This window comes from Mesorhizobium sp. HAY1-8B (assembly GCF_056868045.1).
The window spans coordinates 4,171,802-4,196,790 of the sequence record NZ_CP200321.1 but is presented as its reverse complement, the minus strand read 5'-3'; the positions used below and the strand labels follow the sequence as shown (position 1 = coordinate 4,196,790).

Annotated in this window: 22 protein-coding genes and 1 pseudogene; 9 read left to right on the top strand and 14 right to left on the bottom strand. The window is 61.6% G+C overall.

Annotation, left to right across the window (positions count from 1 at the left end; genetic code table 11):
* Window position 1: 1 nt before the first annotated feature.
* Window positions 2-616 carry a TetR/AcrR family transcriptional regulator gene (locus AC1VON_RS19915; RefSeq protein WP_172350655.1) on the bottom strand — a complete coding sequence of 205 codons (615 nt, stop codon included), beginning with the start codon at window positions 614-616 and terminating at the stop codon, window positions 2-4.
* Window positions 617-707: 91 nt separating this feature from the next.
* On the opposite strand from AC1VON_RS19915, the gene AC1VON_RS19910 reads away from it, so the two are divergent.
* The 5 genes from AC1VON_RS19910 to AC1VON_RS19890 are packed head-to-tail and all read left to right on the top strand — an operon-like array spanning window position 708 to window position 5,288.
* Entirely contained in the window at window positions 708-1,799 is a 1,092-nt protein-coding gene (locus AC1VON_RS19910) for a polyamine ABC transporter substrate-binding protein (protein ID WP_483124620.1), read from the top strand.
* A 13-nt stretch (window positions 1,800-1,812) separates the two neighbouring features.
* Window positions 1,813-2,679 (top strand): ABC transporter permease, encoded by an 867-nt coding sequence (locus AC1VON_RS19905; RefSeq protein ID WP_483124619.1) that lies wholly within the window; start codon window positions 1,813-1,815, stop codon window positions 2,677-2,679.
* Window positions 2,680-2,681: 2 nt separating this feature from the next.
* Window positions 2,682-3,464 carry an ABC transporter permease gene (locus AC1VON_RS19900; protein ID WP_483124618.1) on the top strand — a complete coding sequence of 261 codons (783 nt, stop codon included), beginning with the start codon at window positions 2,682-2,684 and terminating at the stop codon, window positions 3,462-3,464.
* The gene (locus AC1VON_RS19895) at window positions 3,461-4,525 is read left to right on the top strand and encodes an ABC transporter ATP-binding protein (protein ID WP_483124617.1); all 1,065 of its coding nucleotides are present in this window, start codon (window positions 3,461-3,463) and stop codon (window positions 4,523-4,525) included. The genes AC1VON_RS19900 and AC1VON_RS19895 overlap by 4 nt, the downstream gene beginning before the upstream one ends.
* Before the next feature lies 1 nt (window position 4,526).
* Window positions 4,527-5,288 (top strand): MBL fold metallo-hydrolase, encoded by a 762-nt coding sequence (locus AC1VON_RS19890; protein ID WP_483124616.1) that lies wholly within the window; start codon window positions 4,527-4,529, stop codon window positions 5,286-5,288.
* 6 nt (window positions 5,289-5,294) lie between these two features.
* Here the strand turns inward: AC1VON_RS19890 and AC1VON_RS19885 are convergent, their stop codons facing one another.
* From AC1VON_RS19885 to AC1VON_RS19870, 4 genes are all read right to left on the bottom strand, one after another.
* Window positions 5,295-5,951 carry a TetR/AcrR family transcriptional regulator gene (locus tag AC1VON_RS19885; protein WP_483126348.1) on the bottom strand — a complete coding sequence of 219 codons (657 nt, stop codon included), beginning with the start codon at window positions 5,949-5,951 and terminating at the stop codon, window positions 5,295-5,297.
* Window positions 5,952-6,085: 134 nt separating this feature from the next.
* Entirely contained in the window at window positions 6,086-7,513 is a 1,428-nt protein-coding gene (locus AC1VON_RS19880) for an amidase (protein WP_483124615.1), read from the bottom strand.
* 95 nt (window positions 7,514-7,608) lie between these two features.
* Entirely contained in the window at window positions 7,609-8,643 is a 1,035-nt protein-coding gene (locus AC1VON_RS19875) for an extracellular solute-binding protein (protein ID WP_172350663.1), read from the bottom strand.
* A 286-nt stretch (window positions 8,644-8,929) separates the two neighbouring features.
* The gene (locus tag AC1VON_RS19870; RefSeq protein WP_172350664.1) at window positions 8,930-9,856 is read right to left on the bottom strand and encodes a hypothetical protein; all 927 of its coding nucleotides are present in this window, start codon (window positions 9,854-9,856) and stop codon (window positions 8,930-8,932) included.
* A gap of 373 nt (window positions 9,857-10,229) precedes the next feature.
* Between AC1VON_RS19870 and AC1VON_RS19865 the strand changes: the two genes are divergently transcribed.
* Entirely contained in the window at window positions 10,230-11,009 is a 780-nt protein-coding gene (locus tag AC1VON_RS19865; RefSeq protein WP_483124614.1) for a hypothetical protein, read from the top strand.
* 22 nt (window positions 11,010-11,031) lie between these two features.
* Window positions 11,032-12,216 (top strand): UDP-galactopyranose mutase, encoded by a 1,185-nt coding sequence (glf, locus tag AC1VON_RS19860; protein ID WP_483124613.1) that lies wholly within the window; start codon window positions 11,032-11,034, stop codon window positions 12,214-12,216.
* 34 nt (window positions 12,217-12,250) lie between these two features.
* On the opposite strand, the gene AC1VON_RS19855 is transcribed toward glf, so the two are convergent.
* Together AC1VON_RS19855 and AC1VON_RS19850 are read right to left on the bottom strand one after the other, a co-directional pair.
* A complete protein-coding gene (locus AC1VON_RS19855; protein ID WP_483124612.1) occupies window positions 12,251-13,222 on the bottom strand; it encodes an NAD-dependent epimerase/dehydratase family protein in 972 nt (323 codons plus the stop codon).
* Window positions 13,223-13,448: 226 nt separating this feature from the next.
* Window positions 13,449-13,613, bottom strand: a complete 165-nt coding sequence (locus AC1VON_RS19850; protein ID WP_483124611.1) for a hypothetical protein — start codon at window positions 13,611-13,613, stop codon at window positions 13,449-13,451.
* A 369-nt stretch (window positions 13,614-13,982) separates the two neighbouring features.
* Between AC1VON_RS19850 and AC1VON_RS19845 the strand changes: the two genes are divergently transcribed.
* Both AC1VON_RS19845 and AC1VON_RS19840 read left to right on the top strand, forming a co-directional pair.
* Entirely contained in the window at window positions 13,983-14,756 is a 774-nt protein-coding gene (locus AC1VON_RS19845) for an NAD kinase (protein ID WP_483124610.1), read from the top strand.
* A gap of 192 nt (window positions 14,757-14,948) precedes the next feature.
* On the top strand, window positions 14,949-16,562 hold the full coding sequence (locus tag AC1VON_RS19840; RefSeq protein ID WP_483124609.1) for a DEAD/DEAH box helicase: 1,614 nt from the start codon (window positions 14,949-14,951) through the stop codon (window positions 16,560-16,562).
* 73 nt (window positions 16,563-16,635) lie between these two features.
* Here AC1VON_RS19840 and AC1VON_RS19835 read toward each other — a convergent pair whose 3' ends face one another.
* The 7 genes and pseudogenes from AC1VON_RS19835 to AC1VON_RS19805 form a co-directional block, all read right to left on the bottom strand.
* Window positions 16,636-17,244 (bottom strand): hypothetical protein, encoded by a 609-nt coding sequence (locus tag AC1VON_RS19835; protein WP_172350671.1) that lies wholly within the window; start codon window positions 17,242-17,244, stop codon window positions 16,636-16,638.
* A gap of 243 nt (window positions 17,245-17,487) precedes the next feature.
* Complete coding sequence (locus tag AC1VON_RS19830) at window positions 17,488-18,138, bottom strand: YiaD family glycine zipper/OmpA-like lipoprotein (protein ID WP_483124608.1); 651 nt, start codon at window positions 18,136-18,138, stop codon at window positions 17,488-17,490.
* A gap of 150 nt (window positions 18,139-18,288) precedes the next feature.
* A complete protein-coding gene (locus tag AC1VON_RS19825) occupies window positions 18,289-18,657 on the bottom strand; it encodes a GFA family protein (protein ID WP_172350673.1) in 369 nt (122 codons plus the stop codon).
* A 109-nt stretch (window positions 18,658-18,766) separates the two neighbouring features.
* Window positions 18,767-19,144: a hypothetical protein gene (locus AC1VON_RS19820; RefSeq protein ID WP_172350674.1), complete on the bottom strand. Its 378-nt coding sequence runs from the start codon at window positions 19,142-19,144 to the stop codon at window positions 18,767-18,769.
* 296 nt (window positions 19,145-19,440) lie between these two features.
* Window positions 19,441-20,572, bottom strand: a protein-coding gene (gene prfB / locus AC1VON_RS19815; RefSeq protein ID WP_172350675.1) for a peptide chain release factor 2 whose coding sequence is annotated in 2 segments (ribosomal slippage) — window positions 19,441-20,505 and window positions 20,507-20,572 — 1,131 coding nt in all. Because the reading frame shifts where the segments join, the coding sequence is not laid out codon by codon here.
* Window positions 20,573-20,698: 126 nt separating this feature from the next.
* Window positions 20,699-23,156: pseudogene (locus AC1VON_RS19810) on the bottom strand (penicillin-binding protein 1A).
* A 213-nt stretch (window positions 23,157-23,369) separates the two neighbouring features.
* A complete protein-coding gene (locus AC1VON_RS19805; RefSeq protein ID WP_172350677.1) occupies window positions 23,370-24,632 on the bottom strand; it encodes an N-acetylmuramoyl-L-alanine amidase in 1,263 nt (420 codons plus the stop codon).
* Between the last annotated feature and the right edge of the window lie 357 nt (window positions 24,633-24,989).

Below are 24,989 nucleotides of genomic sequence, written 5' to 3'. Positions count from 1 at the left end.
CTCACACCCCGATCGCCGCCACCAATATCCGGTTCTGCCGGCGTATCGCCGCGCGCAGTTCCGGTATCCTGGCCTCGTCGCGCTTCACGAATTCGATGAACATCATGTTCATGTTGTTGAAGATGAGTTCGCCGAGAGCTGCCCCGTCTATATCCCGGCGCACCAGGCCTAGCTCCTGCAGCCGGGAGATCAGCGCGCGGATCTGCGCGGTGAGCGAGCGGTCGAGCGCGGTGTAGGCCTGGCCGAACGGGCTGTCTGGCAATTGCGTCGAGATCGCCATCGCCTGCCGCCACATCTCCTTGCTCAGATAGTGTAGCGAATGCTCGATATAGATGCCGATCAGCGTGTCCAGCGCATCGCCGACGTTAGCCGGGGGCCGGGCGACGACGCCGCGCCCGGCATTGAGCACCTCGTTGACCTCCAGCGAGACGATGGCGCCGAGGATGTCGCCCTTGTTCTCATAGTAATTGTAGATCGTGCCGACCGAAACCTCGGCCTGGGCGGCGATCGCCTCGATCTTGGCGCCCTCATAGCCGGCCTCGCGAAAAAGCGCCGCCGCCGCCTCGATGATGCGCCTGTGCCGGTCCGCCTTTTGCCTTGCCCGCAATCCGCTCATATCGGCCTCTTGCCATAAAAACAGAATTGACTCAATTTTAGAATTGGTTCAATTTTTTGCAAGAAGCCACAAAGGCAAGGGAGAACACTCGATGTCAATCAAATCCGCATCCGGGAATCCGCTGTCCGTCCTGAAGCGCCACCTGCACGCGGCATGCGCCGCCACGGCACTGCTGCTTGCTGCCGGCAGCCTCGCCGAGGCCGCCGATCTCAACGCGCTGATCTGGTGCGACCATTCCGATCCGGCACTGCTGCAGCCCTTCGAGGAGGCCAACAACGTCAAGGTCAACGTCAAGGAATTCGAGGGCACCGGCGCCGGTCTCGCGATCGTCGAGCAGTCGCAGCCAGGCGACTGGGATGTGATGGTGATCGACAGCATCGACGTGCCGCGCGGCGTCGAAAAGGGCCTGTTCGAGCCGCTGCCGGAGGACAAACTGCCCTTCGCCGACCTCTTCCCGCAAGTGAAGATGGACGGCTCCACCGTGGTGGGCGGCAAGCGTTACGCCATCACCGAAAAGTTCGGCTACAACACGATCGGCTTCAACAAGACCAAGGTCGATCCGGCCGACATGCAGTCCCTGGCATCGCTGACATCAGACAAATACGAGGGCAAGGTCGCCATCTACGATTATTACCTGCCGGTCATCGGCATGGCGGCGCTCGCCATCGGCAAGAAGACGGCCGATCTGACCGAAGCCGACCTGCCCGCCCTCAAGGAAGAGCTTCTCAAGATGAAGGCCAATGCCAAGCTGGTCGGCGAAGTGACCGCCAGCCAGACGGCACTCGCCACCGGCGAAGTCGATATTCTGGTCGGTGGCGGCGAATGGGTGACCGCGGGGCTGGCGAAGGAAAACCCGGCGCTGGATTTTTCGATCCCGAAAGAGGGCGCGGTGCTGTGGTCGCAGTCGCTGGCCATGTTCAAGGATTCCAAGAACAAGGACATGGCGCTGAAGTTCATCCAGTACATACTGAGCCCGGAAGGCCAGGCGCGGCTTGCCACTTCCTCCTGCTATTGGGGCATGCCGTCGAACACCAAGGCAGCGCTGACCGAAGACCAGAAGAAGATCCTGCGTTTCGACGAGCAGCCGGGTTTCCTTGCCCGCGCCCAGTCCTACCCGGCGCCGAATGCCGAGCTCGACAAGAAGATGCAGGACATGTGGACCGAAATGCTGCAGGCGAAGTGAGCACCTGCCGCTGATGAGCTCCGCTGGAAACAACGGGCGTGCCCTGCCACGGGCGGGCCGTGCCTTGCCTTGGGCGCTGGTCACGCCGGCGCTTGGCTGGACGCTGCTGTTCTTCGTGCTGCCGTTCATCGCCATGGGGTTTTCCAGCCTAACGGCGCATGAGGGGGGCGGCTTCACGCTTTCCAACTACAGCCAATTCTTCACCAACCCGTCCTACTGGCAGGCGATGGTCAACTCGCTGCAGGTGACGGCGATCGTCACCGTGATCTCGGTGCTGCTCGCCTATCCCTTCGCCTGGATCCTCGCCGAACAGGTGCCGGAACGCTGGCAGAGGCTGGCGCTGATGCTGGCCGTGCTGCCGTTCTGGACCTCCTATGTCGTGCGCTCCTATTCCTGGCTGCTGGTGCTGGCGCAGAACGGTGTCATCAACCGCGTGCTGACCGGTTCAGGCCTCATCACCGAGCCGCTGCAACTGGCCAATACGCGCCTGGCCACCGTCACCGGCTTCGTGCATTTCTTCGTCATGCTGTTGACGCTGACCATCTTCGCCAACCTCAAGCAACTCAGCCCGAGCTACCGCAAGGCGGCCGCCGATCTCGGCGCCGGCCCGGTGCGGACCTTCCTGCATGTCATCCTGCCGTTGACCCTGCCCGGCATCATGGTCGGCGCCTTCCTCACCTTCGTGCTGTGCATCGGCGACTACATCACGCCGCAGATCCTCGGCGGCAACAACGAGCTCTTGATGCCCCAACTGGTGATGATGCAGATCGGCCGGCGCGGCGATTTTCCGCTGGCCTCGGCGCTGTCGATCATCCTGATGGCGGTGGTGACCATCGCCTATCTTGCCTGCGCGCGCTGGCTGAAGATCGAGCGGACGTGACCATGCGCCAGTTTGTCCGCATCGCTTCCTGGGTCTATGCGCTTGCCGTCTACGGCTTCATCTTCCTGCCGGTTGTCGTGCTGGTGCTGTTCTCGCTGCAGTCGACCTCCTTCCCCATTCCCCCCTTCACCGGCCCGTCGCTACGCTGGTATGACGCGGTGCTCTCCGACGCGCGGCTGACTTCGGCGCTGGTCAATTCGCTGATGGTTGCGGTGCTTTCCTCGGCCACCGCCGTCACGCTTGGCTTCCTCTCGGCCTGGGGTTTCGCCCGCTTCGTGCTGCCGGGCTCGGGCCTGCTGCGCGGCCTGGTCACGCTGCCGCTGACGGTCAGCTACCTCATCATCGGCATGGGGCTCTTGGTGCTGTTCAACTGGGCCGGCGTGCCGAAATCGCTGCTGGCGGCCGGCATCGGCCATGTCGTGATCAACCTGCCGCTGTGCTTTGCCATCATCTACAGCCAGATGGGCGACCACCAGATCAACATCGAGCGCGCCGCGCGCGACCTCGGCGCGCCGGAATGGAAGGTATTGCTCCTTATCACCGTGCCGGTGATGGCGCCGGCCATCTTCGCCGGCTTCTTCCTCTCGATGACCTTCTCCTGGGATGAGTTCGTGATCTCCTTCCTGCTGACGCGCTTCGACACCACGCTGCCGGTGGAAATCTGGAACCTGCTGCGCTCCGGCCTCAACCCGAAAACCAATGCCGTCGGTTCGCTGGTCTTCGCCGTTTCCATCGTGCTGGTCGTGCTGTTCGAACTGACCCTGTTGCGGAGAAAGCCGGCATGAGCGCGCCCCTGGTCGACATCCGCAACGTCTCGCACAGTTTCGGGCAACTGGCGGTACTGAAAGACATCTCGCTGCGGATCGAGCCCGGCAGCTACACGATCCTGCTCGGGCCGTCGGGCTCCGGCAAGACGACGCTGCTTTCTATCCTGGGCGGCTTCGTCACGCCCAGCGAAGGCAAGGTGTTCATCCGCGGCGAGGACTGCACCGCGACGCCCCCGGCCAGGCGCCCGACGACGACCGTGTTCCAGGATTACGCGCTGTTTCCGCATATGAGCGTCGGCGGCAATGTCGGGTTTGGACTGCGCATGCAAGGTGTCGACGGGACGACACGGGCCGCCCGGGCGCGCGAGGCGCTGGCGCTGGTCGGGCTGGGCTCCGCTTTCGACAAGAAACCGCACCAGCTTTCCGGCGGCCAGCGGCAGCGCGTGGCGCTGGCGCGTGCTCTGGTGATCGAGCCGGCGGTTCTGTTGCTCGACGAGCCGCTCGGTGCGCTCGACCTCAAACTGCGCCGGCAGATGCAGGACGAGCTGAAAGCGATCCAGAAGCGCGTCGGTACGGCCTTCATCCATGTCACCCACGACCAGGAGGAGGCAATGGCGCTGGCCGACCACTGCGTGGTGATGAATGATGGCCGCATCGAGGATGAAGGCCCGCCCGAGCGCGTCTATCACAGGCCGGCGACGCGTTTTTCCGCCACCTTCATGGGTGAAAGCACGATCCTTGCCGGCAAGGTGACGGAGGCCAAGGACAGGACGATCACCGTCGCGACGCCGGTCGGACCGGTTAAGGTGCCCAGCACTTTGCCTGCGGGTTCGGCCATTGCGCTGGCCATACGGCCGGAGCATCTCGTTCTCGGCGGGGCCGCGGGCACCGCGGGTCTCGGCATGGCAAAAGTGAGCGACGTGGTCTTCCAGGGCAGTTTCAAGCGCGTCCTTGCCATTTCCGCCGAATATCCCTCGCAGCAGTTTATCGCCAAGCTGCAAGCGTCAGTTACTGTCCAGCCCGGCGACACGGTTGCCGTTTCGTGCGATACCGACCAGATCATCGTTTTGGCGGACTGAAATGGGAAGTTTTCCGGCCATCGACGCCGCTGATTGGTACGAGACCATCCGGATGGCAGACGGCGTCACGCTGATCCACGAGCCATGGATCAAGCCGTTCTTCCGCTGCAACATCTGGCATGTGCGCGGCCGCGACCGTGACCTGCTGTTCGACACCGGTCTTGGCCATTTCAGCCTGCGCACACATGTGCCCTTGGTGAGTGAGCGCAAACTGACCTGCGTCGCCAGTCACACGCATTTCGACCATATCGGCTGCCATCACGAATTTCCCGACCGCTGCGTGCACCGCGCGGAGGCGGAGATCCTCGCCGATCCGCGCAATGAATGGACAGTGGCTGACCGCTATGCGACTGACGATATGTTCGATCGATTGCCGCAGGGTTGGGAGTCGTCTGGCTACCGGATCCTGCCCGCCCCGGCCGACCGCCTGCTCGAACATGGCGACGTCGTCGATCTCGGCGACCGCGCCTTCGAGGTGATCCACACGCCCGGTCATTCACCCGGCGGCATCGCGCTCTACGAGCGAAAGACCGGCATCCTGCTGTCCGGCGACATCATCTATGATGGCCCGCTGATCGACGACGCCTACCACTCGGATGTCCCGGACTATGTGGCGACACTGCTCGCCATGCGCGACCTTGATGTCTCGGTCGTGCATGGCGGCCATTTTCCGAGCTTCGGCAAGGTGCGCTACCGCCAGCTTATGGACGAATACCTGGAGCGGAAGCGGCAGGCCGGCTGCCATCTGCGGCAGACCCCCTAGATCAGATCAACGCATCAATTCGAAATGCCGTGGAAATGCTTGATGCAGCAAGAGCAGCATGGTCTTGCGCAGCACATCGGTGTCACGGCTGGAGGGGTTCAGATGATCCCAATACCATGCGCCGTGAACCAGATAATTCAGGCTCTCGGACAAGGTTTGTATGTCGACGCCGGCGTAGCCGCCGCTGCGCGAGATCTCGACCAGCAGTTCGCGCGCTTCGGCGGTGTAGGCCAGGTCGCTCGGCAGGCCGATTTCATTGTAAATCTGCATGCTTTTACGGTCGCTGGAGAACACGACGAAGACAGAAACCCATTTCGGATGCTGCCGGGCGAAGCGTTGCGCGCAATCGACCGCGCCCAATAACCGTTCAACCGGCGACAGGCCGGGTGCCCGCACCAGCGTAACCCAGAGCGCGTCATACTGATCGCTGAGATACTGCAGCACCGCCCGGAACAGATTCTCCTTGCTGCGGAAATGAAAGACGACCAGCGCGTTGGACGAGCCGACATGCTCGGCGATGCGCTGCATGGTGACGCTCGCCAGGCCCTCCTCCGCGATGAGCTCGATGGTGGCGTCGATAATGCGCTGCACACTCGCTTCGCCACGCTCGCGCCGACGGTCCCTAGGCGGGGCCGCATCGTTTGCCGCGCCCTCCGTTGCCATAGCCTTGCGTTTTTCCGGCTTTGCGGTTGCCTTGCGTTGCGCCATTTTCGTCAGGCCTTTCGGACCCGCGGCGGAACTATCCCGCCGCATAAGTTACTCCGGCATATGGTACGCCGGCTCATCCCGGAAATCGCTCAAAGCGCCGGACGCGTCTGCGCGTTTCCATACCATTGGCCCTGAGCCGTTTCATAGGCCAACCCTGCCCGGAAGACATCGGCGTCGCTATAGGTGCGGCCGACGATCTGCATGCCAGTCGGCACGCCATTGGCGGCGCGGCCCGATGGTATGGTCAGAACCGGGCAGCGGCTCAGCATGTTGAACGGCGTCGTCATCACCCATCCCAGCGAGGGGTTCACCTCTTTGCCGTTGATCTCGACCTTGTCCCTGGTCTGGTCGAACTCCGCCGGCACCGCGGGAAGCGCGTTCGTCGGGCAGATCAGCACGTCGTAGGTCTCGAGCAACGGGCCAAGCGTCTGGTACATCCGTGCCGCCACATCGAGGGTCGCGACAAACTCCGTGGCCTTGGATTTCTGCCCGTCCTCGGCGAACTGCCTGGCATAGCTGGTCATGTCCTTGCCGTGCTTCTTGAGCAGTTGCGACAGGGAAGCGCCGAACAGGTGCTCGAGATAAGCCATGCCGGCCTTGAGCACTTCATCGCCCCAGCCAAGGTCGACCTCCTCGACCGTGGCGCCCAGCGAGCGGAACACATCGCAGGCGGCAAGCGTGTTCTTCCGCACGTCGGGATGGACTTCAAAGGAACCGAGATCCATCGAAAAAGCGATCTTCCAGCCCTTGATCGGCTTGTAGTCGATCGGCAGGCGCAGTTTGGGACGCAGCGTGGCGATGTCGAGGGGGCTCGGTCCGGCCATGACATTCTGCAGCAGGATCGCATCCCTGACGTTTCGCGCCAGCGGCCCGGTGTGGCAATAGAAATCGAGGTTGAAGGGCGGCTCGTCCGGATTGCGGCCGTAAGGCGGTTTGAATCCGACAAGACCGCAGGCCGAGGCGGGAATGCGGATGGACCCCGCGATGTCAGAGCCGGTGGCGATCGACGATGTGCCGGAAGCGAGCGTTGCCGCCGAACCGCCTGACGAGCCGCCTGGCGTGAAGTCGCGATTCCATGGATTGCGGGTGACACCCCACCGCTTCGACCAAGTATAGCCGGCGCAGCTGAATTCAGGCGTCGCGGTGCGGGCATGGACGATGCCGCCAGCCTTTATGATGCGTTCGTTCATGGTCGAGGTGTGGCCACCAATGGCATCCTTCGACAACAGCGAGCCGTGCGAGGTCGGCTTGCCCTTGATGTAGCTCTCGTCCTTGATACCGATCGGCAGGCCTTCGAGCGCGCCGGTCCTGGCGCCCTTTGCATATTTCGCCTCGGCCTTGGCGGCCAGCCCCATCGCTTCCTCGAAATGCGTGAAGGTGTGGCAGTTGATCGCTGATCTGGTGGCTTCGGCACGGCTGATGGTGGCCCGCATCAATTCGACGGGCGACAGTTTCTTCGCCTTGAACAGCCGCAGCGCCTCATTGGCCGGCATGTAGCAAAGGTCGAGATCGGACATTGGAAGTCTCCCGCGATCGTGAGATCGCACTTGGCATGAAGGGGTTGCCGGACCGCGCATCGCGGTCCGGTGGCTGTTCGTTGGTGTTGGCGGCGCTATTTCTGGAGGTCGGTCCAGATCTTCGTGTAGAGCGCCTGCACATCCGGTGGACAGGCCGGCATGAACTGGCCCTTGGCGGCGAATTCAGCCGGAATTGCCACTTCAGGCGCCGTCTTCATGTCATCCGGCATGAAAGCCTCGGAATCCTTGATGCCGTTGGCATAGCGGGCGAAAGCCGAAATCATCGCCGCATTCTTCGGGTCCATGATGAAGTTCTGGAAGAGCTTGGCGTTCTCGACATTCTTGGCGTCCTTGAGGACGGCAACATTGTCCATCCAGATCGGGAAACCTTCCTTGGGATAGCCGTAGACGATCTTGGCATTCTCGAGCCGCTCGCGCAGCGATATGCCGTTCCAGTTGACGCCGGCGGCAATGTCGCCCCTGCCCAGGCCGTCGACAGCCGCATAGTCCAGCGAAAGCCACTTCGCCTTTGCCTCGACCAGCTTGTCATGCACCTTCTTCAGCACCTGCATGTCGTCGGTGCAGTATTTGCCGCCTTCGTAGGCGATGGCGAGGAACATGATGTCACCCATTTCGGGCACGACATTGATCTTGCCGACGAGCTCAGGCGGCGGGTCGAGGAAGATCGCTGACGTGTTCGGGTCGCCAGCATAGACCGACTTGTTCACCGAAATGCCTGTCGTGCCCCACTGCCATGGGACTGTGTATTTGCGGCCCGGATCGAAGGGAACATCGACCCATCGCGGATCGACATTCTTGAAGTTCTCCATCTTGTTCGGATCGGTCTCCAAGAGCAGACCTTCGCTGATCCAGATCGGCACGACACTGGCTGACGGCACCACGATGTCATAGCCGGACGCGCCCTGGCGGACCTTGGCCAAGGCGGTGTCGTTGGAATCGTAGTCCGTTACGGTGACCTTGATCTTGTAGGTCTCCTCGAATTTCTTGATAAGGTCCGGGCTGGTGTAGTTGCCCCAGTTGTAGATGTTGAGTTCGCCATCGGCGCGGGCCGCGCCTGTCACGGCAAGCAGCGACAGCCCAAGGGCCGCCGCGGTCAGTTTCCAGTTCATGCTAGTGCTCCCATTGTTGGGACCGGCCGCGTCGCCGCCTCGGTCCGTCTCCTGCTGATGAACAAACCTGACGATGCCTTTCGGCCCAGGGCGAGCCGACTGGCTGTCAAAATTCCCCTCTTCGCGGCCATTCACTGCGGATGCCAGCTGGCCAACTTGGTCGTTCGCCAGAAGCTAGATTATAACTAACTATACAGTCAATATCTATTCACCGGCATTGGCGCGCCGCTGTCGGTCCCCCGGCACGGCCTACACAGTGAGCAGCGGACGAAGGCCGCGCGGGACTTCAGCCATCCCTGCTGGCGGGAAGCGAAATCCGATAGTCCGGACCGCGATTCCTTGGCTTGCGCCACGGCCTCAAACGATCCTTCAATCTCGTTCGGACAACCGGCTTCTCGTAAAGCGGAGCCGGCAGGCCGGCGAGCGCATAATAGTCGTCAAGGATGCTGGTCTGCAGGAGACGCTGCTCCTGCGTGAAGAAGCTGAAATGCGCGGCGACCAGATCGCCGAAAACCTTTCCCGGCCGATCGAGCTTCGTCGGCAAGGTCACTGACAGCCATTCCTCCTCGTCATTTCCCGGCGGGAAGAAAAGCTCGCCGATCTCCAGGACATCCGACCCGAAAAAGCCGATCGCGTTGATCGAGAAGCGCCCTAGCCTGACTTCCCGGTCGGGCACACGGAAATCACCCAGCCGGTTCGTCCGGACAGCCTCGATGAAGACCGGATGAAGCGCCTCTGGAAAGCTTGCATGAGCCCAGGAATAGGGACACATCGCCTGGCAGGTGAGCGGTCCTTCGATCAGAACCCTGGAAAGATTCTTGATCAAGCTGTTGCAGACCGCGTTGTTGATGATGAGCGGCGCATACCAGAGGGCCGCTCCCTTTTCCGCCAAGGCCCGCGCCTTGAATCTGGGAAGGAAGCCCTCCTCCAGAAAGACCACATCATCGTCGAGGCGCAGATAGAGTGCGTCGGCGTCGTCACAGAAGCGAAAGAATCTGCCGATGACATCGATGCTGCCGTCGGCGCTCGGAAGCGTCTTTATCTTGCAGCGCGGATCGCTGGCCGCCAATCGCTGGAGATAGGCCCGATCGGCTTCGTTGCGGCAATTGTCCCACAGATGCCATTCGTGCACCTCAGGACTTTTCAGAACATGGTGGCTGAGCAGGCGCAGGTACTTCTCGCGGCCTGCCGGGGTCACAACAATCAGCTTCATGAGATCCTGCCAGCAATGGGCGCGTGTTTTGGTCGGCCAGCGGCCCATGACAAGCCTAAGCAAGTCCAGGAAAAGTGTGAAGCGGTTTTCGTCCGGCGAAGGGATAGAGCGGTTCGACGCTTCGCCGAGCCGAGAAGCACGGCGCAAGACGTCCCTCTGCATAACACCAGACGAAAAAATCCCTCCCATTCGTGGCTCTTCGCATTCATCCGGCTTTGGTGTAAGGGCTCGCCATGACAGTATGGGACCAAGGCATAAATGCCGACAGCGGGGCCATGACGAACGCTGCCTGCCGCAATCTCGTCGTCGTCAGGGCCGATGACAACTCTCTCCATCGCGGATGGGGGCGGACGATCCCCGATGTGAATTCGATTTGATCGTCAGCTACTACGGCAGCGATCCGTCAGCTTTCCGTCTGCCCTGTGAAAACCGTGTCGATTACAAGGGCGGAAAATGGGACGGCATACACGCTCTGTTCTCAGAGCGGCCCGAACTGCTAGATCACTACCGATATATCTGGTTCCCGGACGACGATATCGAGGCCGACCGGGCGACCATCGAAGCTTTGTTCGTCGTTATGCGCCGGTTCGACCTGCACGTCGGCCAGCCGGCACTGACGCTGGATAGCTACTACACCCACCTGCCGTTTCTTCGCTGCAAGAGTTTCGAATTTCGCCTGGTCGACAAGATCGAGGTCATGGCTCCCTGCATAAGGACCGACATCGTGGCCAAGATGCTACCGCTTTTCGAACACTCCATGGGCGGTTTCGGTCTCGACTCCTTGTGGACCCGGCTTGCCATACGAAACCTTGGAAGATCAGCCGTATTCGACGCCCTACCTGTCCGCCACACGCGGCCAGTGGGAGTTCACTTGGCTACCACGATGCTCGGGTCCGGCCACACGGCGGAGTCGGAACTCCGCCAACTGGGGTTGCGATATGGATTTGGCGAGTTCTTTCCCCTGTCTTACGAGGCCGTTGACCTCAAAGGCAGGCGTTGGCGATCGCGGCCGATTATCGGCTTGCGCATGGTGGCTGACTATGTTCTGGGCCGAAGTGCCTTTCGTCAGGTGCACAAGTGGAAAAGGCGACTTTGGCACCTGCTGCGCAGGCAGTATTCCAAGCCGGTCGAACTGTCTCAGATCAAACTCTAGCCATAAGTCGGCAGATCCGCGAATGGACAAGAACCTGCTCAGCGAAGCCGACATTCTCATTGTCGGCGCGGGCTTTTATGGCGCGACGCTCGCCGAGCGCATCGCCACGCAACTCGGCCGGCGCGTGCTGGTGATCGACCGGCGCCGGCACATCGGCGGCAATGCCTACACCGAACAGGATCCCGCCACCGGTGTCGAAATCCACCGCTACGGGCCGCATTTGTTCCACACCTCCAACGAAGAGGTCTGGAACTACCTGCGCGCCTTCACCGGCTTCACGGCCTATCGTCATCGTGCGTTTTCGACCTATCGCGACAAGGTCTATCCGCTCCCGATCAACCTTGCCACGATCTGCCAGTTCTTCGGCAAGCGGCTGAGCCCGGACGAGGCTCGCGGCATGATCACCGGACAGGCGGCGGAGCTAGGCGATCGCCCGCCGGCCAATCTCGAGGAAAAGGCGATCTCCCTCGTCGGCCGTCCGCTCTACGAGGCTTTCATCAAGGGCTACACCGCCAAGCAATGGCAGACGGATCCGCGCGAACTGCCGGCGCAGATCATCGCCCGTCTGCCGGTCCGCTACACGTTCGAGGATGGCTACTTCAACGACCGTTTCCAGGGCCAACCGGTGGACGGCTATACGGCGATCTTCAAAAAAATGCTCGCGCACGAGCTCATCGAAACACGGCTTGGCGTCGATTTTTTCGATATCAAACCCTTGCTGCCGAAAGACCTGCCAGTCGTCTACACCGGTCCGATCGACCGTTATTTCGACTACTCCGAGGGCGAGCTCGGCTGGCGGACCATCGACATCGATCTGGAGGTCATGGACACGCCGGATCATCAGGGTACGGCGATCATGAATTATGCCGACGAAGCCGTGCCCTACACCCGCGTGGTCGAATTCCGGCATTTCAATCCGGAACGTCAGCACAAGAGCGACAAGACACTCATCGGCCGCGAGTATTCCCGTTTTGCCGGCCGCGCCGACGAGCCCTACTATCCGATCGACACACGCCGGGATCAGGCGGTTTACCGTCGCTATCTCGAACGGGCGGCTGCCGAGAAAAACCTGCATCTTGGCGGACGGTTGGGCACCTACCGGTATCTCGACATGCACCAGGCGATCGGCGCGGCCTTGAAGGCCTTCGAAACCGTGCTTGAACCCTACTTTACCGGCAAGCTCGATTCAGTCTCACGGTCGCTGTGAAGGGTCGGGCCTGAATCCGTAAAAAATCAGGCGCTCAGGCTGACGCCACCGATCTGCCGTCAGTCGCAATCTGTCGGCGGAACCACTCGAAGGTGCGCCGGATCCCTTCCTGGTAGCTGGTCTTTGCCTCCCATCCGGGAAGAACCTGTCTTGCCAGGGTCAAGTCCGGGCACCGGTTGGTCGGATCCTGCGGGACAGGCGCATGGTGTTCGATGCGGCTGCCCGGAACGAGCGAACTGACGAATTTTGCTGTCTCGAGAACCGAGACCTCGCGATTGTTGCCGATGTTCAAGGGGCCTCGGTGCGAGATGCTGTCACGCCAAAAGAACCGCTCTAAGCCATCGACGATATCGTCGACGTAGCCCCAGCTGCGCGATTGGGAGCCGTCGCCATAGACGGTCAGTAGTCCCGTGGTCAGGGCCTGGCTGACAAAATTCGAAACGGCGCGGCCGTCATCGATGCGCGTTCGCGGCCCATAGGTGTTGAACAGCCTGACGACGCGGACATCGAGCCCGCTGACGCGTTGCTGTTCAAACAGCAGCGCCTCGGTGCAGCGCTTGCTCTCATCATAGGAAGCCCTTGGCCCGGTGCAGTCCACCGATCCCCGGTAGCTCTCCGGTTGCGGCGACACCAGGGGATCGCCATAGACTTCCGAGGTCGAGGCGAAGCAGAAACGCCCGCCGGGCTTGAGCAGCGACAGAAGATTGAGCGCACCGCCTATGTTGGCCCTGATCGTGCGCACCGGCTCGCGCATGTACCAGACGGGTGAAGCGGGTGACGCCAGATGTATGATCTCATCGAAATGCCGGCTGGCCGTGAAGCTTTCGGCATCGGCAATCTTCAGGCTGAACCGCGGATCCGCGACATGGGCAATGTTGTCGCGCAACCCGGTCCACAGATTGTCGACGACGACAAGCGTTTCCAGATCATCGCGCCGCAGCAGGCGATCGACAAGATGGGAGCCAATGAAGCCACAGCCACCAGAAACCAACACGCTGCGCGACATACGCACCCCCCTCCAGAAACTCTCCGTTCAACGCCCCGGGTAGGCCTGTTTCCCAGAGAGTATGGGAACCATGTCCTATCCAGATCCGAAGGACTTCTAGCAGTGCTTTCATCGATGCCGCAATTGCAACGATCAAACTTGTTCCGCGCCAACCGGTGGCCGGCTGTCCGAAGATGAAACCATCGCCGGGATATATGGTGCGGAGGGGGAAGCGTATTTTCGCGGGCTACAGTGCCTTTTGCGGGCAAGGCATTCCCGCGGCATCGCCGCAACGCGACGCCGTGGGCTGTGGCCTGATGCTCAATTCTTCGGACTGGCGCACAAGCTCGGCGAAGATCAGCGCGAAGCTACCCAGCATGACAAAGACGATGATCAGGCGTGTTACCGGCAATATGTCGGCCTCGTCTGGCTGGTGCGTGCCCCCCGAAGACCGGAATCGTCCAGGAGATCTTGCGCACAAAACAAAGTGCCACAGCGTCCTCTTGGTCTCCCGAAGGATACAGCGATGCTGCGGGCGCCCCACGCCACCCATGCCGGCTAACATGATCGATCGGGCTTTACGAGAGCTTAAGCCTCCTCTTAACCATCACATTCGCTCAAGCCATGACATGAAGCGCGACCTGCCGGTCCGGGCGATGCCGTGGCGGCATGGCCTTGCCGGCTGGCACAACGGCTCCCTTTGCAGACCCGCCCGCACCATGCTACCCCGGCGCTGGCGCGGCCAGACCCGCCGCCGCCAATCGGTCGCGATCGGGGAGCCATGAGCATAGCCGCCAACAGCATCGCCTTCGTCTCGTCCGACACAGCAGACGCCAAGGCGGCGCTGGAGAGCCTGTCGGCGCGCTATGGCCAATGTCCGGTCGCGGATGCCGGGGTTGTCGTGGCTCTGGGCGGCGACGGCTTCCTGCTGCAGACGCTGCGCGACACAATGGGGACGGGGAAGAAAGTCTACGGCATGAACCGTGGCACCATCGGATTCCTGATGAACGAGTATCGTTCCGGCGGCCTCACCGAACGCATCGCGGCCGCCGTCGCCGAGACGATCCGCCCGCTGGAGATGCAAGCCGTCACCTCGGAGGGTGAAACGGTTTCCGCACTGGCGATCAACGAGGTGGCGCTTTGGCGCCAGTCCTACCAGACGGCCAAGATTTGCATCACCATCGATGAGCAGATACGGCTCGAAGAGCTGAACTGCGATGGCGTGATGATCGCGACGCCGGCCGGATCGACCGCCTACAATCTTTCCGCGCACGGGCCGATCCTGCCGCTCGATGCCCCACTGCTGGCGCTCACGCCGGTCAGCCCGTTTCGCCCGCGCCGCTGGCGTGGCGCATTGCTCTCCAACAAGGCGACCGTACGCTTCGACATTCTGGAGCCGGAAAAGCGGCCGGTGAACGCCGCCGCCGACCATACGGAGGTCAAGGCGGTGACCTCGGTAACGGTTCGCGAGTCGCCGACAGCAACGGCGACCTTGCTGTTCGATCCCAATCATTCCTGGAACGAGCGCATCCTGGCCGAACAGTTCCGTTACTGAGCCGGCACACAGACAAGCGGCCCGATTAGGCATAGCGATTAAGGTTACAAGTTCACAATCACGCCAATCCCGCCCGTTTCTGTTGACAAATCGCGGACTTGCGCCTAATCGCAATGCCAATCTTGCAAGCGCGTGGCGCTTGCCGCGACGAATAACGTTGCGCCTCCCCGAACCAGCCAAAGACAACAACACTTGTCCTCAGACACCACGATCGCTCAAGAAGCGTTGACCTTTTCAGACCTCGGCCTGTCGCCGAAGGTGCTTTCCGCAGTTACCGATGCCGGCTACACGCAGCCGACTCCGATCCAGGCCGGTGCCATACCGCATGCCTTGCTCGGCAAGGACGTGCTGGGCATAGCCCAGACCGGTACCGGCAAGACCGCCTCCTTTGTGTTGCCGATGCTGACCCGGCTGGAAAAGGGGCGCGCCCGCGCCCGCATGCCGCGCACGCTGATCCTGGAGCCGACGCGTGAGCTTGCCGCGCAGGTCGAGGAAAACTTCATCAAATACGGCAAGAACCACAAGCTCAACATCGCGCTTCTGATCGGCGGCGTATCGTTCGACGAACAGGACAAGAAGCTGGAGCGTGGCGCCGACGTGCTGATCGCGACGCCCGGCCGCCTGCTCGACCACCGCGAGCGCGGAAAGCTTTTGCTCAATGGTGTCGAGATCCTCGTCATCGACGAGGCCGACCGCATGCTCGACATGGGCTTCATTCCCGATATCGAGCGCATCTGCGAAATGATCCCGTTCACCCGGCAGACGCTGTTCTTCTCGGCGACCATGCCGCCGGAAATCACCAAACTGACGGAAAAATTCCTGCACGCGCCGGTGCGTGTCGAGGTTTCCAAGGCAGCGTCCGCCGCAACGAACATTATCCAGCGGCTGGTGAAGTCCGGATCGAAGCCCTGGGACAAGCGTGAGACGCTGCGCAACCTGATGAAGGCTGAAGACGCGGAGCTGAAGAACGCCATCATCTTCTGCAACCGCAAGGTCGAGGTGTCGGAGCTGTTCCGCTCGCTGCTGAAGTATGATTTCGATGCCGGCGCCCTGCATGGCGACATGGACCAGCGCGCCCGCATGCAGATGCTGGCCAATTTCCGTGACGGCAAGCTGCGCTACCTCGTGGCTTCGGACGTCGCCGCGCGCGGCCTCGACATCCCCGATGTCAGCCACGTCTTCAACTATGACGTGCCGATCCATGCCGAGGACTATGTCCACCGCATCGGCCGCACCGGCCGCGCCGGGCGCTCCGGCAAATCCTTCACCATCGCGACGAAGTCGGACACCAAATACATCGACGCCATCGAACGGCTGATCGGCAACAAGATCGAGTGGCATGATGGCGACCTGTCGACCGTCGTGCCCAGCGAAGGCGGCGAGGACGATGCTCCGCGCCGTGGCAAAGGCGCGCCGCGCCGTGGCAAAGGCGCGCCGCGCCGTGCCGGCCGCAAGGACGACGATCGCAAGGACAGGGGCGAGCGCAAGAAGGGCGGCGAACGCCGCGCCAGACACGCGGAGGAAGATGTCTCACCGGTGATCGCACAGCAAGAACAGCCCGATGTGGCTGAGACGGCCGTTGCCGATATCGGCGAACGGCGCGCGCGCAAGGAGGCGATCCGTTCGGACAACACCGAACGCAAATCCTCCGATCGCAACGAACAGCGCGCACCGGAACGGGGCGACACCAGGCCGCAGCGCGACAGCAACCGCCCTGCCCGTCACCGCCACCAGGAAGACAACGACACCACCGTTGGCTTTGGCGATGACATGCCGGCCTTCATGCGCATCGTCGCCAAGGTCTGACCACCGTCCGCTTTCGAAGGCAAGCCAGCGATCCGGCTTGCCTTCGCAGTAAGATTCTGGCTGAGCTCGCCCGTCACATTGGCCCGGGCATCATCTTGGTCGGCTTCTCCAGCATCGGAAACTCGGCCTTGTTGCATTTCACGTTCGGGTTCGTCGGACTGAACATGCCGTTCGGATTGTCCCTGAACAACCAGGCGTGAAGATCGTAGTGGACGAACTCCCTCGGTATGAGCGGATAGTGTCCCTCCATCGGTCCCATGAAGGTCTGGCCAAACAGCTTTGGCGGCTCTTTGGTATCCGGCGTCAGCGGCACCAGCCATTCCACGCCGACCAATTTCAGACCCTTCTTGGTCGGCTCGTAGATCAGGACGTTGGGCTTCATCGGGTCGAGTTTCTGGCCGACGCTTGGGACGTTGACGAAATGGATGCCCATGGCCCCTTTCGGATAAAACATCGCGCCGGATATCTTTTCGCCAGCATAGTAGACGCACCCGACGGTCGACAGATAAAGGTCGCGGACAGCCGCGGTGTAGTCTTCGTACTTAGCCAATGATTTCTTCAAGGCTTCGATGTCGGCCTTGTTGGCTTCTTCGGCTTGAGCCGTGGCGGCGTCAAACGATACGCCGAGAAGGCCGGCCAAAACGAGGACGCCGCAACGCCCAAGGCGAGCTGTTCTTGTCATGCATTCCTCCCAGATATTTCATCTGGCCGTGCAAGACCGAGGCGGGAAAAAATGTTGATCACGCGGCCAGTTGTACCGCCTCATCCCCTCTGGAACAGCAATGATGCTATTCCTTTCCGGGCCTGCGGGAAAGCTGTTATTTAGAACTAGCTAACTATCAGGCGCGCCAATCTGAAGAGCGCCGAAGTCCCCTCAAACAGAAACGGCCCCCGTGGGGCCGTTTCGCATTCGCTTGCCGAACAATCAGGTGAGCGGCGACAGCTGGATCTCGACGCGCCGGTTCTGGGCGCGGCCTTCGGCCGTCGCGTTGGATGCGACCGGACGCGTCTTGCCGAAACCGGTAACGGCGAAGCGGCGCTGATCGACGCCCTGCCCTGATAGATAGTTGGCGACCGCCAGCGCACGGCGCTGCGACAGATCGAAATTGTGCTGATCACCGCCCGTCGAATCGGTATGGCCAAAGACATCGACGGTCGTCTGGCGGAACTTCTTCAGCACCAGCGCGACGGAATTCAGCACCGGGTAGAAGCCAGGCTTCACCGCATCCTGATCGACATTGAAGGTGATGTCGGACGGCATGTTGAGGATGATCTGGTCGCCGCTGCGGGTGACGCTGACGCCGGTGCCTTGGAGCTGCCGGCGCAATTCCGCCTCGTTCTGATCCATTGTCGCGCCGATGGCGCCACCGGCCAGCGCACCGATGCCAGCGCCAATCAGCGCGTTGCGGCGGTCATTGCCGCCGGCAAGCAGACCGAGGCTCGCACCTGCCAGGGCGCCGAGACCGGCACCAGCGGCCGTGTTGGAAATCTTCTGGTCGCCCGTATACGGATCGGTGGTGGTGCAGGCGCTCACGAGCAAAGCCGTCGCCACGACGACGAGCACGGTCTTCTTCATAAATGGTCCCTCTCCAAGTCGCGCCTTTTTCGACGGCGCCAAATCAGCCCTTCCGGCGACTTGTAACATGAATTGCGGCGAAAAGCGGAACAGGAAAAACGCCCGCGACGGCTTTTCCCAGGTCAGTCACGTGACGACCGCCTTGGCCAGTTACCAGAGATTCTTGCCGTCGATGACCACCACTTCGACCTTGTCGAGATCGAAATCATCGAACAGCCGCGAATTGACGCTGATCTTGGGATTGTCGAAATCCGGCTCGCCGGTCGACCAATCCGGTGTTTCGGTGAACGTGCCGCAGCCGCAGGTGGTGCAAAAACCATGCTTTACGGTTTTCGAGCCCCACTGATAGAAGGCAACGTTTTTCAGTGGCGTGATGAGCTTGAACTGCGATGGGGTGTAGTAGGCCCAGAGCGAGCCGCGTTTCGAGCAGAACGAACAGGTGCATTGCGTCACCGTCCGCGGTGCCTCTGAAACCTCGAATGTCGTCGCCTTGCAGTGGCAGCTTCCCTTGATGGTCATCGACGTCACCTCTCCCTTGTCCGCCGCCCATGCGGCAGGGCACCATAAAGAAGCGATCCTGACAACTGTCCGTCAGCAGGCTCCAGGCCTGACCAGCCGGCCGGAAATCCTAGTAGGATGATGGCGGCACAAACAGGCAGATGGTCTTGCCGGCATCGAGCCCGGCCTCATGCGCGCACCAATGAAATTCTCCGTCCGGCGAATCCTTGATACGTCTGTCGCTGTAAGCCAGCACCTCCCCGGTGTCCTTGATGACATAGCCTTCCGGGCGCTCGCTGATCGAAGTCTGCGACACCTCGTGGCAGTCGTAGTTCGCGCAGCAGGCGAACGGATAACTCCAGCCTTGCGGCTTGGCCGCGGTCGGCTTGGCGTCATGCGCCAAGGCCGGTACCGACAGCAGCGCGATCACACAGGCCGCGCACAGGGGAATGATAAGCTGGCCAACCGATGGAACGGCGATGGCCGATCTGGAATTGGCGGCAAACATGGGAACATTCCTTTCAAACGAGGTTCAAGCGTTTCTTGCTTGCCCGTTCCCGGAACGTGTCTTCCCAGCGGCAAATCGTCAGCAGATATGCCGCGACCGGCCATAAATGCTTTTGTCTCTTCCTGCCCTCGAAAGTGAGCCGAAATGTGAGTCGGCGCAAGAAATTGCTGCATGAGGCACTGGCCGTCCAAGGCAGCAACTACCTGCCGTTGACAATCATGGCAAATCCTCTGCGATGGCCCGCTTCCTCCTGAAGAAGGTGCAAGCCATCGCAACCCAGGTTAGTGGCGGACGGGCTAGTCCAGATCCGCCACGACCTCACCGGCGCCGCCCTCGATGCGTTGCGACAGCGAAGCTTCCATGAAGTCGTCGAGGTCGCCATCGAGCACGCTTGACGGGCTGGTGCTTTCGACGCCGGTGCGCAGATCCTTCACCAGCTGATAGGGCTGCAGCACGTAGGAACGGATCTGGTGGCCCCAACCGATGTCACTCTTGGAGGCTTCGGTGGCGTTGGCGATGGCCTCACGTTTCTTCAGCTCCTCCTCGTAGAGGCGCGAGCGCAGCATTTCCCAGGCCTTCGCCCGGTTCTTGTGCTGCGAACGCTCGGCCTGGCAGGCGACCGCGATGCCGGTGGCGATATGGGTGATGCGCACGGCCGAGTCGGTGGTGTTGACGTGCTGGCCACCCGAGCCGGACGAGCGGTAGGTGTCGATTCGAACATCGGATTCGGACACATCGATATCGATCGTGTCGTCGATGACGGGATAGACCCAGACGCTGGCGAAGGAAGTATGCCGTCGCGCATTGCTGTCATAGGGCGAAATGCGCACCAGGCGGTGGACACCGGATTCGGTCTTCAGCCAGCCATAGGCATTGTGGCCCTTGATCGTCAGCGTCGCGGACTTGATGCCGGCCTCTTCGCCGTCATGCACTTCCAGCACCTCGACCTTGAAGCGGCGGCGCTCGGCCCAGCGCGTGTACATGCGCAAAAGCATCGAGGCCCAGTCCTGGCTCTCCGTCCCGCCGGCGCCGGCATGGATTTCGAGATAGGTGTCGTTGGCGTCCGCTTCACCCGACAGCAGCGTTTCGACCTGGCGGGCCTTCGCCTCGCCCTGCATCGAGCGGATCGCCGCTTCAGCTTCGGCGATAACACCTTCGTCGCCTTCCTCCTCGCCGAGTTCGATCAGGCCGATATTGTCTTCCAGCGCCTGCGTCAGGCCCTTGACCGCCGCGATGCCTTCCTCGAGGCCCTGGCGCTCGCGCATCAGCTTCTGGGCTTCCAGCGGCTCGTTCCAGAGGCTGGCGTCCTCGGCCCGCACATTCAGGTATTCAAGCCGCTTTATGGCCTGATCCCAGTCAAAGATGCCTCCTCAGCAGGGTTATCGCCTGCCTGATCTCATCGACAATATTCTGCGTTTCCGCGCGCATGGCCTAGTATTTCGTCCTGTGGCTGAAGTGACGTCTCGGTCGGCGCGATACATAGGGACGGCGCCGCCATGTGTAAAGCGAAATGGGCCGGCCCCAGGCCAACCCAACAGGCGGCATAGGGGACCGTCAGTAGAGGCCGCCGCCGCCGTCCTGGATGGCCTGGTTCGCCTGCGGCGACAGTGCGCCGCCCGATGCGTTGGAGCCGTCGGCACCCATGCCGATCACCCAATAGCTGTCGGCGGGACCGGTGCCCGGCTTGAAGGCCTCGATGATGGTGCCAGGATCGCCCGACGTGGCACGCATGCCGGTCTTGCGGTTGATGGCGATCAGATTCATGCCGTCCGGCACCTTGAAGTCGACATTGGGCGTGCCGTCCAGCGCCACGCGCATGAAGTCCTTGAAGATCGGTGCGGCGAGACCGCCACCGGTGGCGCCATGGCCAAGGCCGCGCGGCGTGTCGTAGCCCATGTAGAGACCGACCACGAGGTTCGGCGTATAGCCGATGAACCAAGCGTCCTTTTCGTCGTTGGTGGTGCCGGTCTTGCCCGCGATGTGGCGGCCCAGTTCCCCGATGGTGGCGCCGGTGCCGCGTTGCACCACGCCCTCCATCATCGAGGTGATCTGGTAGGCAGTCATCGGATCGAGAACCTGCTCGGAATTGTCGACCAGTTCCGGCTCCGGCTGATTCTTCCACTCAGGCGCATTGCAGCCTTCGCAGCCACGCTCATCCTGCTTGAACACGGTCTTGCCGTAGCGGTCCTGGATGCGGTCGATCAGCGATGGTTTGATCGACTTGCCGCCATTGGCCATGATCGAATAGGCAGAAACCATGCGCATGACGGTCGTCTCGCCGGAACCTAGCGCCATCGGCAAGTATGGCGCCAGATGATCGTAGACGCCGAAGCGCTCGGCATATTCGACGACCAGCTTCATGCCCATGTCGTTGGCAAGCCGCACGGTCATCAGGTTGCGCGACTTTTCGATGCCGGAGCGCAGCGTTGCCGGACCCGCGACGGTGCCGTCATAGTTCTTCGGTGTCCAGGTCGTGTTGCCGCTCTGGATGGTGATCGGTCCGTCCATGATCACCGAGGCCGGCGTATAGCCATTGTCGAGCGCGGCCGAATAGACGATCGGCTTGAACGAGGAGCCCGGCTGGCGCATCGCTTGGGTGGCGCGGTTGAACTCGGACTGGGCATAGGAGAAGCCGCCGACCATGGCCAGCACACGGCCAGTGTGTGGATCCATGGCGATCAGACCGCCCTCCACCTCTGGAACCTGGCGCAGGCTGTAGGTGTTGTCCGAGCCTTCGTTCTTCTGCACGAAGATGACGTCGCCCGGCTTCAGCACATCGGCCGGCGACTTGGCCTTGACCGTCTTGCCACCGACCACATGGCGCATGGCAAAGCCCATGTCGTCCTTGCTGACGGTACCTTCGACCCGTTCCTTGACGATATCGCCCGACGCCTGGCGTGCGGGCTGGAGCCCTATCGAGAGACCGGACGCCGAGGAGTTCGAGCACGACGGCCAGAGACCATTCGGGAACGTCTTCCAGTCTCTTGACCGCGCCCAACGGGACGCCCCAGTCACCGGACACGTCGATTGACGTCACCGGCCCGCGATAGCCACGCAGCGTATCGTATTTGATCAAGCCGTTCTGCATCGCCTTGCGGGCGATAAGCTGAACTTTCGGATCAAGCGTGGTGCGGACGGACAGGCCCCCTTCGTACAGTGCATTCTCGCCGTAACGGGCAATGATCTGGCGACGCACCTCTTCCGTGAAATATTCCCCAGCGAAGAGATAGGTGCCGGTACGGCGCGGCGTCACGCCGAGCGGCTCGGCCTTGGCCTTGTTGCCTTCCTCACGCGTGACGTAGCCATTCTCGACCATCTGGTCGATGACCCAGTTGCGGCGCTCGATAGCGCGATCGGCATGCTTGAAGGGATGGTAGTTGTTGGGGCCTTTCGGCAGCGAAGCCAGATAGGCAGCCTCGGCCACGGTCAGTTCGTTCACCGACTTGTCGAAATAGGTAAGCGCCGCCCCGGCGACACCATAGGCACCGAAACCGAAGAAGATTTCGTTGAGGTAGAGCTCGAGGATACGATCCTTGGGATAGGCCTGCTCGATGCGGAAGGCCAGGATCATCTCCTTGATCTTGCGCTCGTAGGTCTGGTCCGCGGTCAGCAGGAAGTTCTTGGCCACCTGCTGGGTGATCGTCGAGGCGCCGACCTGCCGCCTGCCCGAGCCGAAATTCTGCAGATTGACGATGATGGCGCGGCCAAGACCGGTCACGTCGATGCCGGGATGATTGTAGAAGTTCTTGTCTTCCGCCGACAAGAAGGCCGCCTTGACGCGATCCGGGATCGCCTGGATCGGCAGGTACAGGCGCCGCTCGCGTGCATATTCGGCCATCAGCGAGCCGTCGGAGGCATGGATGCGGGTGGTCACCGGCGGCTCGTATTTGGCCAGCACCTCGTAGTCGGGCAGATCCTTCGACAGATGGCTGATGTAAATCGCAACGCCCGCCGCGACCAGAAGGGCCAGCGTCGTGCCGATGCCGAAAAAATAGCCAATGAGACGAATCATACCCGCTCCAGTCCTTGGTTCGGGAATTCCCTAAACGAAGCCGCCTTCCACGCAAGCTTTCGAACCGGTCCCAATCCGTAATCGAAAACCCATGTCGCCACCATGTGGACAAAATACGGCAAGGCCTGCTTTCGTGACCTCGAGCCGGAAATAAAGGCACCGGGTGTTGTCATCCAGCAACGCCGCCTTAGGTTGCAGGCGCCGCCAGGCATGTCAACCTCCGGCCCCCGTTCCGGCACGGGCGGAAGCGAACAGCGCAACGGCGTTGGTGATGCTTTGTGCGGCCTTGCCGCGCCATTCGGCGTCGAGCAGTTGCGCCTCGTCCTTGGCATTCGAGAGATAGCCGAGTTCGACCAGCACGGATGGCACGTCCGGCGCCTTCAGCACCTTGAATCCAGCTGAACGCTGCGGATTGTTGATAAGGCCGACGCTGGTCGAAAGCTGGCCGACCAGCGTGTGGGCGAAACTCATCGAGAAGGTGTGCGTCTCTCGGCGGATCAGGTCGATCAGGATGTCGGTCACTTCCTTGTTATCGTCCTTGATGACCATACCGGCAAACTGGTCTGAAAGGTTTTCGCGATCGGCAAGCGCCTGCGCCTCGGGATCCGACGCCTTATCGGAAACGGTGTAGACGGTGGCGCCGCGGATGCCCTTGACGCTGATTGTATCGGCATGGATCGAAATCAGCAGATCGGCCTCGTGCTGGCGGGCAATGCGCACGCGGTCGTCCAGACGCAGATACTCATCGGTGTCACGCGTCATGAAGACATCGTATTTGCCGATCGCCGCGAGCTTGTCGCGCAACTCCGTGGCGAAGGCCAGCGTCACGTTCTTCTCGATCGTGCCGTTCAGACCCTCGGCACCGCCGTCGACGCCGCCATGGCCGGGATCGATGACGACGGTGAAGCGATGGCCCGGATTGGAGACCGGCCCTGTGCCAACCCGCCCGCCCTTGTCGGTCGAAACCGTGGAGCCGGTGGTCAGCGCCTGGTTGGCAAGGGCAGCGTCGAACTCGCGTTCGGAGGCGGCCGACATGTCGATGGCAATGCGGTAGCCGGTTCCGTCCTCGTTCTTGAGCACATCCAGCTTGTCGACGGCGAAGGGTCCCTTGCCGGTGAGGATCAGCCGCGAAACGCCCTCGCCGAGCTCGCCCAGGCGCACACTCTTGACCAGGCCGCGCGGCTTCAAGTCCTTGGCGTCGATCGCCAGCCTGGTATTCGCCAGATCGATGACCAGGCGATTGGGTCCGCGCAGCAGGAACCATTTGATGTCCGGTTCGCGATCGAAATCCACGACGATGCGCATCTTGGTGGCATCGCCCGCCATCTTGTAGCCTTTCGCCACGAGCGGCGCGTCGGCGGCATCGGCAACGGAGCAAAACGCCTGGGAAATCACGACCAGCAGCAGGAGACAGAAGGCGCCGAGAATCCGGCCGCCAACACGACATCCCTTGTCTGTGAAGTCCGCCAGTCCCATCTCTCTTCCAGTCGCTCCCGGTTTGGCGCCAGGCGCCCGCTCGTTTCGTCGAAGTGCCGGTTAGGCCGCGAACTCGATTAACGATTGGTATCCAGAGAAGGTTAACCAAGCCTTTTCACGCAAGGATCGGAACCAGGCTTACGTTACGGAACTGCTTTTTGCCGGCATCGGAAATCGGGGTTGCCTTCCACCCCGCCAAATCATAAAAGCGATAGTGGATCACTGCAATCCTGGAACCGCCCTCCTCCGCAGCTTCCTGCTACAGGGTTAGATGAAAGGCGGCTCCTTTCGCTTCACGCGAAAAGGCTTCAAGTGATTGCGACGAATTTCGCAGGTGTGCTCCCGTGGCGGGGGAAT